The sequence below is a fragment of the Pedococcus sp. P3_C7 genome, assembly GCF_056402615.1.
In genome coordinates, this window is sequence record NZ_JBFUHC010000001.1 from 259,319 (window position 1) to 275,450 (window position 16,132).

Annotated in this window: 13 protein-coding genes; 9 read left to right on the forward strand and 4 right to left on the reverse strand. The window is 70.1% G+C overall.

Going from position 1 to position 16,132, the window contains the following annotated elements; all coding sequences use genetic code 11:
• Window positions 1-152 precede the first annotated feature (152 nt).
• Window positions 153-1,031: a 3-methyl-2-oxobutanoate hydroxymethyltransferase gene (gene panB, locus AC1DS4_RS01230; protein WP_477612634.1), complete on the reverse strand. Its 879-nt coding sequence runs from the start codon at window positions 1,029-1,031 to the stop codon at window positions 153-155.
• A 253-nt stretch (window positions 1,032-1,284) separates the two neighbouring features.
• On the opposite strand from panB, the gene AC1DS4_RS01235 reads away from it, so the two are divergent.
• The 5 genes from AC1DS4_RS01235 (at window position 1,285) to AC1DS4_RS01255 (ending at window position 7,648) form a co-directional block, all read left to right on the forward strand.
• Entirely contained in the window at window positions 1,285-3,597 is a 2,313-nt protein-coding gene (locus AC1DS4_RS01235) for an immune inhibitor A domain-containing protein (protein WP_477632007.1), read from the forward strand.
• A 172-nt stretch (window positions 3,598-3,769) separates the two neighbouring features.
• The gene (locus AC1DS4_RS01240) at window positions 3,770-4,048 is read left to right on the forward strand and encodes a hypothetical protein (protein WP_477612636.1); all 279 of its coding nucleotides are present in this window, start codon (window positions 3,770-3,772) and stop codon (window positions 4,046-4,048) included.
• Between the two features lie 54 nt (window positions 4,049-4,102).
• Window positions 4,103-5,653 carry a phytoene desaturase family protein gene (locus AC1DS4_RS01245; RefSeq protein ID WP_477632008.1) on the forward strand — a complete coding sequence of 517 codons (1,551 nt, stop codon included), beginning with the start codon at window positions 4,103-4,105 and terminating at the stop codon, window positions 5,651-5,653.
• Between the two features lie 124 nt (window positions 5,654-5,777).
• Complete coding sequence (locus tag AC1DS4_RS01250; RefSeq protein WP_477632009.1) at window positions 5,778-7,202, forward strand: HNH endonuclease signature motif containing protein; 1,425 nt, start codon at window positions 5,778-5,780, stop codon at window positions 7,200-7,202.
• Between the two features lie 77 nt (window positions 7,203-7,279).
• Window positions 7,280-7,648 (forward strand): hypothetical protein, encoded by a 369-nt coding sequence (locus AC1DS4_RS01255; protein WP_477624694.1) that lies wholly within the window; start codon window positions 7,280-7,282, stop codon window positions 7,646-7,648.
• Window positions 7,649-7,660: 12 nt separating this feature from the next.
• Here the strand turns inward: AC1DS4_RS01255 and AC1DS4_RS01260 are convergent, their stop codons facing one another.
• Window positions 7,661-7,786, reverse strand: a complete 126-nt coding sequence (locus tag AC1DS4_RS01260; RefSeq protein ID WP_477624695.1) for a hypothetical protein — start codon at window positions 7,784-7,786, stop codon at window positions 7,661-7,663.
• Window positions 7,787-7,809: 23 nt separating this feature from the next.
• On the reverse strand, window positions 7,810-8,628 hold the full coding sequence (locus AC1DS4_RS01265; RefSeq protein WP_477624696.1) for a DUF6299 family protein: 819 nt from the start codon (window positions 8,626-8,628) through the stop codon (window positions 7,810-7,812).
• Window positions 8,629-8,795: 167 nt separating this feature from the next.
• Here AC1DS4_RS01265 and AC1DS4_RS01270 point away from each other — a divergent pair, with 167 nt between their 5' ends.
• Window positions 8,796-9,998, forward strand: coding sequence for a S8 family serine peptidase (locus AC1DS4_RS01270; protein ID WP_477632010.1), 1,203 nt, complete (start codon window positions 8,796-8,798; stop codon window positions 9,996-9,998).
• 53 nt (window positions 9,999-10,051) lie between these two features.
• Here the strand turns inward: AC1DS4_RS01270 and AC1DS4_RS01275 are convergent, their stop codons facing one another.
• Window positions 10,052-10,753 carry a hypothetical protein gene (locus AC1DS4_RS01275; RefSeq protein ID WP_477632011.1) on the reverse strand — a complete coding sequence of 234 codons (702 nt, stop codon included), beginning with the start codon at window positions 10,751-10,753 and terminating at the stop codon, window positions 10,052-10,054.
• Window positions 10,754-10,916: 163 nt separating this feature from the next.
• Here AC1DS4_RS01275 and AC1DS4_RS01280 point away from each other — a divergent pair, with 163 nt between their 5' ends.
• From AC1DS4_RS01280 to AC1DS4_RS01290, 3 genes are all read left to right on the forward strand, one after another.
• A complete protein-coding gene (locus AC1DS4_RS01280) occupies window positions 10,917-11,591 on the forward strand; it encodes a TetR/AcrR family transcriptional regulator (protein WP_477632012.1) in 675 nt (224 codons plus the stop codon).
• A 91-nt stretch (window positions 11,592-11,682) separates the two neighbouring features.
• Window positions 11,683-13,020, forward strand: a complete 1,338-nt coding sequence (gene glnA, locus AC1DS4_RS01285; RefSeq protein ID WP_477612640.1) for a type I glutamate--ammonia ligase — start codon at window positions 11,683-11,685, stop codon at window positions 13,018-13,020.
• 81 nt (window positions 13,021-13,101) lie between these two features.
• Window positions 13,102-16,131 carry a bifunctional [glutamine synthetase] adenylyltransferase/[glutamine synthetase]-adenylyl-L-tyrosine phosphorylase gene (locus tag AC1DS4_RS01290; protein WP_477632013.1) on the forward strand — a complete coding sequence of 1,010 codons (3,030 nt, stop codon included), beginning with the start codon at window positions 13,102-13,104 and terminating at the stop codon, window positions 16,129-16,131.
• Window position 16,132 lies beyond the last annotated feature (1 nt).

Below are 16,132 nucleotides of genomic sequence, written 5' to 3' on the forward strand. Positions count from 1 at the left end.
GGAAGGTCCTCCGATCACGACGGGCGACCACGATCTGTGGTCCACCGGTGCACGGTAGTCGTGATCCGCAACCGTTGGGGTCCTACAGGTGGATGAGCTTGCACGCCGTACCGGGAAAGTGTCGTGCCGGGGAAGGGGGAGCCCCCCGTGGGCTATTCGAGGAAGGAGTTCTCGGCCGCGGGGAACGAGCCCGAGGCGACGTCGGCGGCATACGCGGCAGCCGCCTGACCCAGCTCCGTGCGGAGGTCGGCGTACTTCTTGACGAAGCGGGGTGCCTTGCCACCGCGCAGGCCGGCCATGTCCTGCCAGACGAGCACCTGGGCGTCGCAGTCCGGGCCGGCGCCGATGCCGATGGTCGGGATCGACAGCACCTCGGTGACCCGCGCGGCCAGGGGAGCAGGGACCATCTCCATGACGACGGCGAAGCAGCCTGCCTTCTCCAGAGCCACCGCGTCCTCGACGAGCCGGTCGCCGGAGTCGCCGCGGCCCTGGACCCGGTAGCCGCCGAGGACGTGCTCGCTCTGGGGGGTGAAGCCGATGTGTCCCATGACGGGGATGCCCGCCCGGACCAGCAGCTCGACCTCGGGGACCATCAGCTTGCCGCCCTCGAGCTTGACGGCGTGGGCCAGGCCCTCCTTCATCATCCGGGTGGCGGTCGCCAGGGCCTGCTGCGGGCTGGCCTGGTAGGAACCGAACGGCAGGTCGGCGACGACCATGGCGTGCTTGGCCGCCGAGGTGACCGCCCGGACCAGCGGCACGAGGTGGTCGACCGTCACCGGGACGGTCGTCTCGAAGCCGTAGACGTTGTTGCCGGCGGAGTCACCGACGAGCAGCACGGGAATGCCCGCCTCGTCGAAGATCTCGGCGGAGTACATGTCGTAGGCGGTGAGCATGGCCCACTTCTCGCCCTTCTCCTTCATCGCCTGCAGGTGCGGGATGCGTACCCGGCGCTGCGGCGCGGCCTGGGCGCCCGTGCCATAGGGGGCCGCGACCTCGGCGGTGGTGGGAGGCGTCGTTGGCTGATCGCTCATGGCGCCATCCTAGGAGGGGGCGGCGGCAGGGCTTCCGGGTGACCGCCCAGGGCTGCTGAAGTGCTCACTGGGGCCAGTGGGACTCAGGGGCGCCGGGCCGGCTCCATCGCCAAAACGGACGAATGGGATAGCGACCGATCGGTCAGAAATTTACGAAGTCCATACCCGGCGAAGTCTTGGTATGCCGTCTGCCGCGTGTTTGGCTCGCCCTTGCGTGTGCCGAGAGGGGTCGCGCACAGACACTGGAGGATTCGTGAACAGACGTCATCTGAGCCTGGTCTCGGGAGTAGCGGTTACCGCCGTCGCCCTGAGCCTGGCTTCCGCTCCTGCGCAGGCAACCCCTGTGCAGGGCGACAAGGAGCCCACGGCGAACAACCGTGAGCACGACCTGCCGAACCCGCTCGGCGACGCCGCCCGCGCCCTGCGCAAGGAGGCCGTCGACAAGCTCGTGAAGGGGGAGGCGACCACCGAGATGCGGGGCGGCCAGCGCGTCATCAAGCTCGCGGGCAACGCCAAGGCACCCAAGGGGAGCAAGGCCGCCCAGGACCGTTACGTGTCCTACCCGGTGGAGCGCGAGGAGGACATCTTCACCATCCTCACCGACTTCGGGAACAAGACCGAGACCGGCTTCGACGCCACCCCGGGACCGGTGCACAACCAGATCCCGGCACCGGACCGCGTCTGGGACGGCAACGCAACCGACGACAACTCCACCGCCTGGACCGCGGACTTCAACCGCGCCCACTACCAGGACATGATGTTCGGCGAGGGAGAGTCGTTCAAGGACTTCTACCTGAAGCAGTCGAACGGTCGTTTCGTGGCCAAGGGTGACGTCTCCGACTGGGTCACCGTGCCGTACAACGAAGCCCGCTATGGCCGGAGCAACAACGCCGACGGCTACTGGAACTACGTCAAGGACACCGCCACGTCCTGGTACAACGCCCAGAAGGCGGCCGGGAAGAGCGACGCCGAGATCACGACGTACCTCAAGCAGTTCGACAAGGTCGACCGCTACGACGCCGACCACGACGGCAACTTCAACGAGCCGGACGGCTACATCGACCACTTCCAGGCCATCCACGCCGGTGAGGGCGAAGAGGCCGGCGGCGGCGCCCAGGGCACCAACGCCATCTGGTCGCACCGTTGGTACGCCTACTCCACCGACGCCGGCAAGACCGGCCCCGAGGGCGCGAAGCTCGGCGGAGTGCCGCTGGGCAACTCCGGGATCTGGATCGGTGACTACACCACCGAGCCCGAGAACGGTGGCCTGGGTGTCTTCACCCACGAGTTCGGCCACGACCTCGGTCTCCCGGACTACTACGACACCGCAGGCGGCGACAACGGCACCGGCTTCTGGACGCTGATGTCCGGTGGCTCGTGGCTGAACCACGGGGGCGACTCGATCGGCACCACGCCCGGCTACATGGGTCCGCTCGAGAAGCTCCAGCTCGGCTGGCTCGACTACAAGGCGGTGCCCTACGGCCAGGCCATGACGGTCAAGCTCAACCCGGCCGACCAGCCCAAGACCACGTCGTCCTACCAGGCGCTGGCAGTGACCCTGCCCGACAAGACGGTCAAGAACGACTACAACACCCCCCGTTCGGGGTCCTACGAGTGGTGGGGCGGCGCGAACGACAGCCTCAACAACACCCTGACCCGCACGGTGGACCTCACCGGGGCGACCAGCGGTTCGGTCTCGGCCTGGCTGCAGTACAACATCGAGCAGGACTACGACTACCTGTACGCCGAGGTCAGCACCGACGGTGGCGCGACCTGGAAGGACGCGGCGGCGCCGATCTCCGGCCCGTCCGACAACGCCGGTCTGACCCCCTGGGCCCAGAAGACCTGGGACCTCACGCCATACGCCGGCAAGAGCGTCCAGTTCCGCTTCCGCTACGCCACCGACGGCGGGCTGCACTTCGAGGGCCCGTTCCTCGACGACCTGGCCGTCACCATCGGCGGCACCACGGTGTCCGACGACGTCGAGGGCGGCACCAACGGCTGGACCGCCAACGGGTTCACCCGCATGACGGGCAAGACCTCCGAGGTCGTCAGCCACTACTACCTGGCCGAGAACCGCACCTACACCGGTTACGACCAGACCCTCAAGACGGGTCCGTACAACTTCGGCTGGGCGAAGACCAAGCCCGACTGGGTGGAGCGGTTCCCCTACCAGAACGGCCTGCTCGTCTGGTACGTCGACGGTGAGTTCACCGACAACAACACCTCGGGCCACCCGGGTGGCGGCCAGTCTCTGCCGGTCGACGCGCGTCCGGCACCTGTGACCTTCGCCGACGGCGTCAAGCTGGGCAACCGGCGCCAGCCGTGGGACGCGACGTTCGGGCTGGAGCGGACCGACGCGGTGACGTTCCACCGCAACGGCACCGCGCTCGACGTCGCCTCGCAGCCGGCCATGCCGGTCTTCGACGACAGCGACCCGATGCGCTACTGGAGCGCGAAGAACCCCTGGTCCTCGGTCCAGGTCGCGGGCTCCGGCACGGTCATGAAGGTCAACAAGTCCGAGGACGGCGGCAACCTGCTGCAGGTCCAGGTCAGCTTCAAGTGACCTGCGCCCGGCTGGCAGGGGTCCGCCGGGTGTAAGACGGGGCGGGGCTCCGGGAGCAATCCCGGGGCCCCGTTTCGTGTGCCCGACCTCGGCTCGAGTGGTGCGTCCAGCGCCCCGGCGACAGACTCGGGAGAGGTCGCCGACCAGCGGTGACACCGGTGATGGAGGACTGATGTCAGACAACTTCGAGGTCGCCACGAGCAGCTCCGAGGGCGAGCTGTCCGAGGAGAAGCGGCACGAGGTCGTGGCGGCGCAGCTGCGCGGTGAGGCCAAGGCGGCGGGACAGGGTCCGGAGGCGGTGGTGGCAGCGGTGAGCGCCGAGCTGGAGTCGCTCGGCCTGGAACCGAACCCCGAAGAGCTGCACCGGCGGTACGAGGAGATCGACCCCGACCTGCCCGTCCTGGCGGACGCGGACGAGGCATCGGAGAGCGACGACGCGGCACCGCAGTAGCGACCCGGCCACCGAGGTCAGAACGGCTCGACACGGCACCGTAGGCTCTGCGCCGTGGACTACGACGACGTCGTCATCGGTGCCGGTCACAACGGGCTGACCGCCGCGGCATACCTTGCCCGGGCGGGGCGCCGGGTGCTGGTTCTGGAGACCGGCGATCACGTGGGTGGTGCGGCTGTCTCGGCCCAGGCGTTCGCTGGCGTCGACGCGCGCCTGTCGCGCTACTCCTACCTGGTGTCGCTGATGCCCCGTCAGGTGATCAGCGACCTCGACCTCGACGTCCAGCTCATCCGGCGGCGCTACTCCTCCTTCACGCCCGTCCCCGACCGACCGGAGCGCGGGCTGCTCGTGGACCACGGTGACGCCGCCTCGACCGCGGCCGGCTTCGCTGCCCTCACCGGAGGGGCGAAGGAGTATGCCGCGTGGCAGGACTTCTACGGGCGCGTCCACCACCTTGCACAGCAGGTCTTCCCGACGGTGCTCGAACCGCTGCGCACCGAGGCGCAGGTGGCTGCCCTCGTCGGGGACGACCCGCTCTGGGAAGCCCTGGTCCGACGACCGTTGGGTGAGGTGCTCGAGGCCGAGTTCGGCGACGACACCGTGCGGGGCATCGTCGCGACCGACGCGCTCATCGGCACCTTCGCCGAGATGGGCTCGACCGACCTGCGGCAGAACGTCTGCTTCCTCTACCACCTCATCGGAGGGGGGACCGGCGACTGGGACGTGCCGGTCGGTGGCATGGGTGCCGTGACCGACGGACTCGCTCGTGCCGCGGTCAAGGCAGGGGCCGAGATCCGCACGGGGACGAGGGTGCTCGCGGTCGACCCCGACGGTCTGGTCAGCTGGGACGGTGGCGAGGCGCGGGGCTCGACGATCCATGCGGCCTGCGCGCCCACCGTCCTCAACACCCTGCTCGCCGAGACCGGCGCCGACCCCGTCCCGACGGAGGAGGCGCCCGAGGGCGCCCAGCTCAAGGTCAACATGCTCCTGTCGCGCCTGCCGCGGCTGCGCGACCAGGACGTCGACCCGACGGCCGCGTTCGCGGGCACCTTCCACGTCAACGAGGGCTACGACCAGCTGCAGGAGGCGTATGCCGCCGCTGCCGCCGGCCGGGTGCCGCAGGTGCCGCCGTGCGAGATCTACTGCCACAGCCTGTCGGATCGTTCGATCCTGGGGCCTTCGCTGGCGGAGACGGGTGCCCAGACGCTCACGTTGTTCGGACTGCACCTGCCGGCCCGACTCTTCGAGGGGACGACCGCCGAGCACGACCTGGTCAAGGACCTGGCCCTCGCGCGGACCCTCGAGTCACTGAACTCGGTGTTGGCCGAGCCCATCCAGGACGTCCTGCTGCGGGACCCCGACGGAGCCCTGTGCATCGAGGCGCGGACCCCGGTCGAGCTCGAGGCCGACCTCGGCCTCCCGGGCGGCAACATCTTCCACCGCTCCCTCCAGTGGCCGTGGGCCGAGAGGGAGGACGAGGTCGGCACCTGGGGCGTCGAGACACCGCACGAGAAGGTGCGCATCGCGGGAGCCGGCGCCCGACGCGGTGGGGGAGTCAGCGGCATACCGGGTCACAACGCCGCCATGTCGGTGCTCAAGGGCTGAGGCTGCCTGCGTAGACAGCCGTCCCCACGAACGCGGGGAACAGGTGCTCAATCCCATTCCATCCCAACGGTTTTCCCGAGCGGCTCACCTTGGACTGTCAGTGGTGGTCGCTAGTGTGGGACACATGCTCGACAGCGTGGAAGCAGTGCAGGCGACCGACCCGGCCGCCCTCGCAGGTGCGCTCTTCACGATGACGGACGAGCAGATCGCCGACCTGTCGGTCGAGGAGGCCGAGGCCCTGGTCCTTGCCTCCCAGCGGGTGGTCAGCGCGGCGACGGCGCGGCAGCGCTCGGCCATGGAGACGGTGGCCAGGCGGTGCGATGAGCGCGCCGAGCTCGACGCGGCTGACGTGGCTCAGGCCGGCGGACGCCGCCAGCACCTTTCCGGCCACGCCATCGCGGCGGGTTCGCTCGCGGCTCTGTTGCACGTGTCGCCCCGCACCATGTCGACGCGCATCGACCACGCCCGCCGCGTCGTCTGCTCGCTGCCCCAGGTGCAGGCCCTGGCCTGGTCCGGGGACCTCGAGCCCTACCGTGTCGACGCGGTCGTCGCCGAGTCGGCGGCCGCACCTGGGGCACGGCTGCACGAGTTCGAGGCTCGCGTGCTGGAGGGCGGCGTCACCGAGATGTCCTGCGCGGCCCTGCGCCGCCGGGCACGGCGTGCGGCCGACCGTTGCGCCCCTGACGACGCCGATCGTCTGGCTGTGCTGGCGCGGAGCCGCAGCGACGTCCGAGTTCGCCCGGGTGAGTGCAAGGGCATGACCCGGCTCGTGGCCGACCTGCCGACGCCCGTGGCCATGCAGGTCTGGACTGCGGTAGACGGTCTCGCAGCCGAGTACGCCCGTGCCCAGCCGGGCCTGCGGATGGGCGCCGCGCGGGTCGATGCCCTGGCCGACCTCATCGCGGCCAACGCGACGATCAGCACCACCATCGAGCTCGTCGCTCCGATCGACAGCGGCCACGCCAGCCGGCCAGACCTCGGCGTCTCTGCCGAATGCCTCGACGAACCGTCGGACCTCGAGTCGCCCGAGCCGAACGGCGGCTACGTCGACCTCGGTGGTTGCGAGGAGCTCGATGACGGAGTGCTGCACGACCACGAGACCCTGTGGTTCGTCTCCGCGCACACCGAGGTGCCGTTGCTCGGGTCGTTGCTCCCGGCGGACGTGGTCGCCCTGCTCAACGATCCGGACGTCACCATCCGGATCGCCCGAAGCGACTCCGTCACCGGCGCGATCCGGTGGCAGGACCCACAGACCTACCGCCCCGGCGCAAGGACTGCGCGAGCCGTGCGGTCACGCGACGGCACCTGCCGTTTCCCCGGGTGTGCCAGCGCCGCCAGACGGTGCCAGCTCGACCACGTGGTCCGACATCCCGACGGTCCGACCACCGTCACCAACCTCCAGACGTTGTGCTCGACCCACCACGGGTTCAAGCACCATGCCGGCTGGCAGGTCGAGATGGACGAGCTGGGCATCTGCACCTGGACCGCGCCCGACGGCCGCACGCACGTCACCCAGCCCATGGATCGCCACGGCCACCAAGCGGCCTGATCGCCGACCCAACTTCCGCTCATGCCGATGAGCGTGCATTGGCTGCGGACCGAACTCCGGTGCGGCAGGCTGGCCACATGGCTGGCTTCACGGTGACCGCGTGGGATGAGATTGAGGCGTTCTATGAGGACCTGATCGACAACCATGCCTTCACGTTCGTGAATCCGATGCTGGAACTGGTTCGGAGCGTCATGGCTGAGGGCGCAACCCACACGCTCGCGGCGCACACATCTCACGAGGATCTAGTGGTGACGACCGCGCCGGTGTCTGCTAGCCCGGACTGGCTTCGTGTCACGCTCGTGCGAGCTGACCGAGTCCGCATCGGTCACGAGACCGCGACTGGCCCGGGCGACTCGATTGAGCGGCCCGTGTCAGATCTGTTGCCGCTCTTCTGGCGGTTCACGATTGAGAAGTGGGGCGTCAGCCCCGTGCGTGACTTGCGGTAGGTATGTGCACGCTCATGCCGCTGACCGCGCCGTCATGTCGAAGCGCGGCCACATGAGGGCACCAGCGAGCACCGCCGCGCGCCAGTTGATGGACCGGCTGTCGGATAGTGGGTATGCCGCGCCGGTGGGACGCGGCATACCCAACCGCTGTGTGAGAGCGCCTACTTGCGACTGCCCTTGAGCTGGATCGTCTGCTCCGCGAAGTACTCGGAGCACAGGAACGAGCAGGCCGCCGAGAAGGTCAGCTGGGCCGCCTTACCGCCCTTGAAGAGCCCGTTGTCGCCGATGATCTCCAAGGTGTACGGACGGGTGGTCCCGTCGCAGGTGACCTCGGTGCCGCCGAAGCCACGGATGAGCACGCGGCCGACCCTCTGGGTGAGCTGGGCCTCGAGGAAGGCGAAGTCCGCATCGGCGCCGCACATGATGGTGCCCGAGACGATTGCGCTACCGGTACGGCTGACGAAGTTGGCGGTCGGGTTGACCGTCACCTCAAGGTCCGGCGGCGGCGGTGCCACGTCGATGACCAGGTCGAGTGTTCCGCCGTTGCCGACACCGTCGATCTGGTCGTCGAAGACCAGGAGGGTGTAGGTGGTCCCCGCCTCCGCGTCCCACACCGCACCGCCCGGGCCGCAGGACAGAACCGTGAAGGATCCAGGCGAGCCGACGGCCACAGCGACACCAGCGGAGTAGCTCGACCCGCGCACGTCTCCGATCAGGGTCGCCGCCGTCGGTGTCGAGAACTGGTACCAGACGCTCGCATCGGTCGCAGGCGCCCCGCACTGGTTGCGGATGGGGGTGTCGTCGGCATCGGTGGTGGCCTGCGTGGTGTCGACCTGGGTGGTGTACGGGACACCGCTGACGACGATTCGCCCGCCATAGGTGTCATTGCCGGGGGGTGCCGCGAACGCCGGCGCGGCCCACGCGCCGACGACCAACGCGGCCGTTGCCCCCGCACCCGCGATACGCAAGGAAAGACTCATGGTTGTCCCCTTCTGCGGCGAGGCACGTTGGTGCGCCTCGGGTGCAATCGAAGGTAGTCCCGGGCAACCGAGCGGAAATCATTCAATCGGGTGAGGCGACGGCGGCGGAGCGCTTCTAGGGTCGGGACGCGGGCACCTGCCTGCTTCGACGAGGACGGGGGTCGGTCATGGCGCTTCGATCGATGGGCGTGGCGGTGGTCGTGGCCGCCTGCACACTGGGGTCAGCCTTCCCGGCGAGGGGCGCGGCCGGGGTCGCTCCAGACGACACCCGGGCCTCGTACATCGTCAGCCTCCGCAGCGGGGACCCGGACAGGGCGGCGTCTGCAGCTCATGGGCGTGGTGCGGAGGTCACCCATGTCTATCGGCACGCGCTGCACGGGTATGCCGCGAAGCTGTCGGCTCGCGACGTCGCACGCCTGTCGGCAGACCCGGCGGTCGCCGCAGTGGTGGCCGACCGTGAGGTGAGCATCACCGCGCAGACGGTCCCAGCCGGCATCAGCCGGATCGGCGCCCCGCAGAGCTCGACCGCCGCAGGCAACGGACGCGGCGCGGTCGACGTCGATATCGCGGTCATCGACACGGGCATCGACCCCAGGCACCGAGACCTCAACGTCGTCGGCGGTGTCAACTGCGTGGCGGGCGGCACGTCGTTCGCGGATCTCAACGGCCACGGCACCCACGTGTCGGGAACCGCTGCCGCCAAGGACGACAAGGTCGGCGTCGTGGGTGTGGCTCCAGGTGCACGGCTGTGGGCGGTGCGCGTGCTGAACTCGCAGGGCGGCGGCACCTGGTCGAGCATCATGTGCGGTATCGACTGGGTCACCGCCCACAGCGACACGATCGACGTCGCCAACATGAGCCTCGGGGGAAGCGGCGGCCCCGGGTCCTGCACCGACGGGGGCCTGCGGCAGGCAATCTGCGCCTCCGTGGCCGCCGGAGTCACCTACGTCGTGTCCGCCGGCAACTCCGCCGCGGACGCATCCTTCTTCGTGCCGGCCAGCTTCCCGGAAGTGATCACCGTCTCCGCCATCACCGACTTCGACGGCGCCCCGGGAGGCACCGGCACCCCGACCTGCGCCTACGGCGTGGATGACCGGTTCGCCGGCTTCTCGAACTTCGGGCCCGCCGTCGACCTCGCCGCACCCGGCGTGTGCGTGCTCTCGACCTGGCGGGGCGGCGGCTACAACACCATCTCCGGCACCTCGATGGCGAGCCCGCACGTCACGGGTGCCGCAGCCCTCTACAAGTCCACGCATCCCAGCGCCGCCCCGGCTCAGGTGAAGGCGGCACTCCAGGCGGCGGGAACCTTCGATTGGACCGGCGATCCGGACGTTAGCCAGGAGCCGCTACTCAACGTTTCCGGACTCTGACCACAGGCGCGCGTTCTTCTGGTGCGCGACCTCAGCGCCGCATCGTGGTTTGGTCACGTCCGGACGAGACGCACGCCGGTCACGAGCAGCCAGACGAGCCAGGCGGCGAAACCCAGGAGCCCGACGAAGATCAGCGCCGAGCCGTCGGCGATCGCCAGGTTGCCGACCCCCGCGACGAGCAGCAGGCCCCCGCCCCCCAGGCCCAGCGACCGCTGCCACGCCGGAGTCAGCCTGCTCGCGTGCGCAGCGAGGGCCGTTCCGACGAGGGTGGCGCCGAGCATGGGCATCGCCAGCGCGAAGGCCGCCGCGTGAACCTGCCACACGAGCTCGAACACGGGCGTCGGCTCCGCGACGCCGCCGGCGGACAGTGCGAGCCCGACCTGCAGCACATTGACCAGCACGAAGGTGGCCGACAGCGTTGCACCAGCGGCGACGGCGAGGCGCGACCAGTCGGAGCCCGCTCCGCCGCCCCGTTCCACGAGCCCGTGCAGGCCCGTCACGAACACGAGTAGCAGCGGCAGATAGACGGCCACCAGCCCGGACGCGATCGCCACCGAGGCCCGGTTGGCCGCGTAGTAGTCGAGCACCTCGCCGATCGGAGCGCCGTAGGACGGCGCGCCCGTTGCCGCCAGCACGGCGTTCTCCACCACCACCATCACCCCCAGCGCCATCGCCGCGACGCCGACGAGCCGCCCTCGACCGAATCCGCTGTGGCCATGCGTGGTGCCGGTGTCCTGCGGCGATCTAGTCCTCATGCTCCTTGGCTCCAGTCGGTTGGCGGTGGGTGTGCATCGGGTTCGACGTCGTCCGGATGGCCGGTGGCCTCTCACCGATTCACCTGTCGTACACCGTACGTCGTACACCGTACTATCCTCGTACGACGTACTGTTGTCAATCCGTCGAGAGGAGCAAGAACCCGTGGCTTCAGGGAAGCAACGCCAAGTGGCGTCAGAGGCGGGGCTGAGCAAGCAGCGGGTGGTGGCCGAGGCAGTCCGGCTCGCCGACGGCGAGGGGGTCGAGGGGCTGAGCATGCGCCGCCTGGCTGGCGAGCTCGGCGCCGGCGCGATGTCGCTCTACCACTACGTGGCGGGCAAGGAAGAGCTGCTCGACGCCATGATCGACGTCGTGTTCGGGGAGATCGAGCTCCCGCCGGAGGGGACCGACTGGCAGGCGGCGATGCGGAAGAGGTCGGTGTCCGCCCGAGAGGTCCTGGCACGCCACCCTTGGGCGATCGGCCTGATGGAGTCGCGGACCTCGCCGGGGCCCGCCCACCTCCGCCACCGCGAAGCGGTCACCGCCTGCTTGCGCAAGGCCGGCTTCTCGGTGTCGATGGCGACGCACGCCCACTGGTTGCTCGACGGCTACGTCTACGGCTTCGCCCTGCAGGCGGGCAACCTGCCGTTCGACACGGCCGACGAGTTCGCGGACATGGCCGAGGACGTGTTCCTGCCCCAGCTTCCGCCCGACGAGTTTCCTTACCTCAACGAGAGTGCCGCCGCGCTCGTCGCCGCCGGCTATGACCCAGCAGACGAGTTCGCCTTCGGCCTCGACCTCGTCCTGGCCGGCCTCGAGCGCCTGAGAACCTCGGCGTAGCAACGCCCAAGCACCGTCGCACTGCCCTTGACGCAGCCGACCCGCGTGGCACGTAACGCTGGGGAAACACAACTAGGGCAGGATTCGACACATGGATCGTCAGCAGGAGTTCGTCCTCCGCACCATCGAGGAACGCGACATCCGCTTCGTGCGGCTGTGGTTCACCGATGTGCTCGGGACCCTCAAGTCCGTGGCCGTCGCCCCCGCCGAGCTGGAGGGGGCGTTCGCCGAGGGCATCGGTTTCGACGGCTCGGCCATCGAGGGCTTCGCGAGGGTCTACGAGGCGGACATGCTCGCCAAGCCGGACCCGGCGACCTTCCAGGTGCTGCCGTGGCGCGGTGACAACCCGGGGACCGCCCGCATGTTCTGCGACATCACGCTGCCCGACGGGTCCCCGAGCCACGCCGACCCGCGCCACGTCCTGCAGCGCGCCCTCGCCCGGGCCGCCGACCTCGGCTTCACCTTCTACACCCACCCCGAGATCGAGTTCTACCTGCTTAAGGCCGGCTTCAAGCCGGGCGACAACCCGGAGCCGATCGACCAGGCGGGCTACTTCGACCACGTCCCGCACGGCACCGGCCACGACTTCCGGCGCGCGGCGATCACCATGCTCGAGTCGATGGGGATCTCGGTCGAGTTCAGCCACCACGAGGGCGGGCCCGGCCAGAACGAGATCGACCTGCGCTACGCCGACGCGCTGTCCACCGCCGACAACATCATGACCTTCCGCACCGTCATCAAGGAGGTCGCGCTCGAGCAGGGCATCTTCGCCTCCTTCATGCCCAAGCCCTTCTCCGAGCACCCGGGGTCCGGCATGCACACCCACATGTCGCTCTTCGACGGCGACAGCAACGCGTTCTACGAGGCGGGCGCGCCCTACCAGCTGAGCAAGGTCGGGCGGCAGTTCATCGCGGGCCTCCTGCGCCACGGCGCCGAGATCACCGCCGTCACCAACCAGTGGGTCAACTCCTACAAGCGGCTCTGGGGCGGGGGCGAGGCCCCGGCGCACCTGACCTGGGGCCACAACAACCGGTCCGCGATGGTTCGCGTGCCGATGTACAAGCCGACCAAGGGCCAGAGCAGCCGGGTCGAGGTCCGTACCCTCGACGCCGCCTGCAACCCCTACCTCGCCTTCGCCCTGATGCTGTCCGCGGGCCTCAAGGGCATCGAGGAGGACTACGAGCTCCCCGCCGAGACCGAGGACGACGTGTGGGGCCTGACCTCCGCCGAGCGCCAGGCGATGGGGATCGAGCCGCTGCCCACCTCGCTCTACGAGGCCATCCGCGTGATGGAGAGGAGCGAGCTGGTCGCCGACACCCTCGGGGAGCACGTCTTCGACTTCTTCCTGCGCAACAAGCGGGCCGAGTGGGACGACTACCGCGGCGAGATCACCCGGTTCGAGCTCGAGCGCTACCTGCCCGGTCTGTGACCGGACCCGGCAACCCGCTCCGGTATGCCGCCTGCTGACCGGAGCGGGCGGGTGCCACCCACCAGTGCGTAGGCTGTCGCGGTGACCTCCGGCCGCGTTGTCTCCCAGACTGCGACCCTGGCCCGACTCGGGTTTGCCGATCCACCCCGCGCGGAGCACCTGCTCGCGGACCCGGCGCTCGCCGGGCTCATCGACCCCCTCGACGACCTGTTCAGTGACGGGCTGCCCGACGCCCTCGGCGCGGTCGCCGACCCTGACCTCGCCCTGCTCAGCCTGGTGCGGCTCATGGAGTCGCTGCGTGCCTCTGCGCCACGGCGCCGCGACATCGAGTCCGGGGCGGAGGCGCAGGTGTCCGGCCTCGTGGCTGCCCTCCGCCACCGCGGGCCCGCGCGCGACCGGTTGTTGGCCGTCCTCGGCGCCTCCACGGCCCTCGGCGACCACCTGGTGGCCCACCCCGAACACTGGCGCAGCGTGGCGGAGGCTCGCCCTCGGACGCCGGACGAACGCATCCATGATCTCGTCGAGGCGGTTCGCGCGGCCGGTGAGCACACGGCATACGACGCACTGCGGATCGGGTACCGGCGCCAGCTGCTGGGGATCGCGGCGCTCGACCTCACCTCGGGCGACCCCGAGCTGGCCCTGCCCGAGGCGGCGGCGGCGCTGGCCGACCTGGCCGAGGCAGCCCTCGAGGCGGCCCTGGTCATCGCGCGGGCCGAGATGGGGGAGCAGGCCGAGCTGTGCGACTTCGCTGTCATCGGCATGGGCAAGACGGGCGGGCGCGAGCTCAACTACGTCAGCGACGTCGACGTCATCTTCGTGGCCGAGCCGCGCGAGGGAGTGGAGGAGGCCAGCGCCATCGCGGCTGCCACCGGGCTGGCCACCCACCTCATGCGGGCCTGCTCAACCTCCACGGGGCAGGGGACGCTGTGGCCGGTCGACGCGGCGCTGCGTCCGGAGGGCAAGAACGGACCACTGGTGCGCACCATCGACAGCCACCGTGCGTACTACGAGCGGTGGGCCAAGACGTGGGAGTTCCAAGCCCTGCTCAAGGCACGCCCCGTTGCCGGGGACCGGGCCCTCGGCGACGCCTACATCGCCGCCGTCAACCCCCTGGTGTGGGGTGCCGCCTCGCGCGACAACTTCGTCGAGGACGTGCAGGCGATGCGCCGGCGGGTCGAGCAGCACGTGCCGGCGGGGGAGGCCGAGCGCCAGCTGAAGCTCGGCCCTGGAGGGCTTCGCGACGTGGAGTTCAGCGTCCAGCTGCTGCAGCTCGTCCACGGCCGCTCCGACGACGCGCTGCGCTCGGGCACGACACTCGAAGCCCTCGACGCCCTGGCGCGCGGTGGCTACGTCGGCCGCGAGGACGCCGCAACCCTTGACGCGTCCTATCGCCTCCTGCGCACCCTCGAGCACCGCATCCAGCTGTTCCGGTTGCGTCGCACCCACCTCATGCCGACGACCGACACCGACCTGCGCCGCCTCGGCCGCGCCCTGGGACACCGCTCGGACGCCGCCAAGGCAGTGGTCGCCCAGTGGCAGCAGCAGGCGCGCGAGGTCCGCCGCATCCACGAACGACTCTTCTACCGGCCCCTGCTGGCTGCGGTGGCCCGGCTCAGCTCGACGGACGCCCGACTCGCACCCGAAGCCGCCAAGGAGCGACTGGCGGCGCTCGGGTTCCGCGACCCCGGCGGTGCGATGCGCCACCTCGAGGCGCTCACGGCCGGGGTGAGCCGACGGGCGGCCATCCAGCGCACCCTGCTTCCCGTGATGCTCGGCTGGTTCGCCGACGAGGCGGACCCTGACGGAGGTCTGCTCGCGTTCCGCAAGGTGAGCGAGGAGCTGGGCTCGACGCACTGGTACCTGCGGCTGCTGCGCGACGAGGGATCCGCGGCCGAACGCCTCGCGCACACGCTCGCTCGGAGCCGCTACGCGGCAGACCTGCTGGTCGGCGCGCCCGACTCGGTCGCGATGCTCGGCGACTCGGGCGGGCTGACTCCGTCGTCGCGCGAGGACCTGGTTCGCCGGATGACGGCGGCGGCGGGTCGGCAGGACGACGCCGACAAGGCGGTGCGGGCGGCGCGGAGCATCAGGCGCCAGGAGCTGTTCCGGATCGCCGTGGCGGACCTCTCGGGGAGCCTCGACCTGGCCGGGGTGGGCGAGGCCCTCACCGATGTCACCGCTGCGCTGGTCGAGACGGCGCTCCAGGTGGCCCAACGCACCGTCGAGGAGCGGCACGGGCCGCTGTCGACCCGGCTGCTGGTCGTCGGGATGGGCCGGCTCGGAGGTGGCGAGGTCGCCTATGGCTCGGACGCGGACGTCCTGTTCGTCCACGACCCCGTCGACGGGGCGGATGAGGCAACGGCCCAGGAGCAGGCCCTCGAGACCGTGCAGGAGCTCCGTCGACTGTTGGCCGCTGCCGGTCCCGACCCACAGCTCGGTCTCGATGCCGACCTGCGTCCCGAGGGCAAGAGCGGGCCGCTCGTGCGCAGCCTGGCCAGCTATCGCGCCTACTACAGCCGGTGGTCGCTCACGTGGGAGTCCCAGGCCCTGCTGCGGGCCGCTCCCTTGGCCGGCGACCTCGAGCTGGGCGCGCGTTTCGTGGAGCTCATCGACCCGTTGCGGTGGCCCCGGGACGGTCTCACCGACCAGCAGGTCCGGGAGATCCGGACCCTCAAGGCGCGGATGGAGGCAGAACGACTGCCTCGCGGTGCCGACCCGAAGAGCCACTTCAAGCTGGGCCGAGGTGGGCTCTCCGACGTGGAGTGGACCGTGCAGCTGGTTCAGATGCGCCACGCCCGTGCCGTGCCGACGTTGCGGACCACCAGCACGCTGCCTGCCCTCGACGCTGCAGAGACGGCCGGCCTGATCGCCGCCGACCACGCCGCCGCCCTCAGGGACGCCTGGTCCTTCGCCTCCCGCTTGCGCAACGCCTCCGTCCTCTACCGCGGCAAGGCGGTCGACAGCGTGCCCTCCGACCTGCGGGTTGCCGACGGGGTCAGCAGAATCCTCGGCCGCGAGCCGGGAAGTGGTGCACATCTTGCGGAGGACTACCTCCGAATCGCCCGACATGCGCGTAGCGTGACGGAGTTCAACTTTTACGGTTCAACCTAGG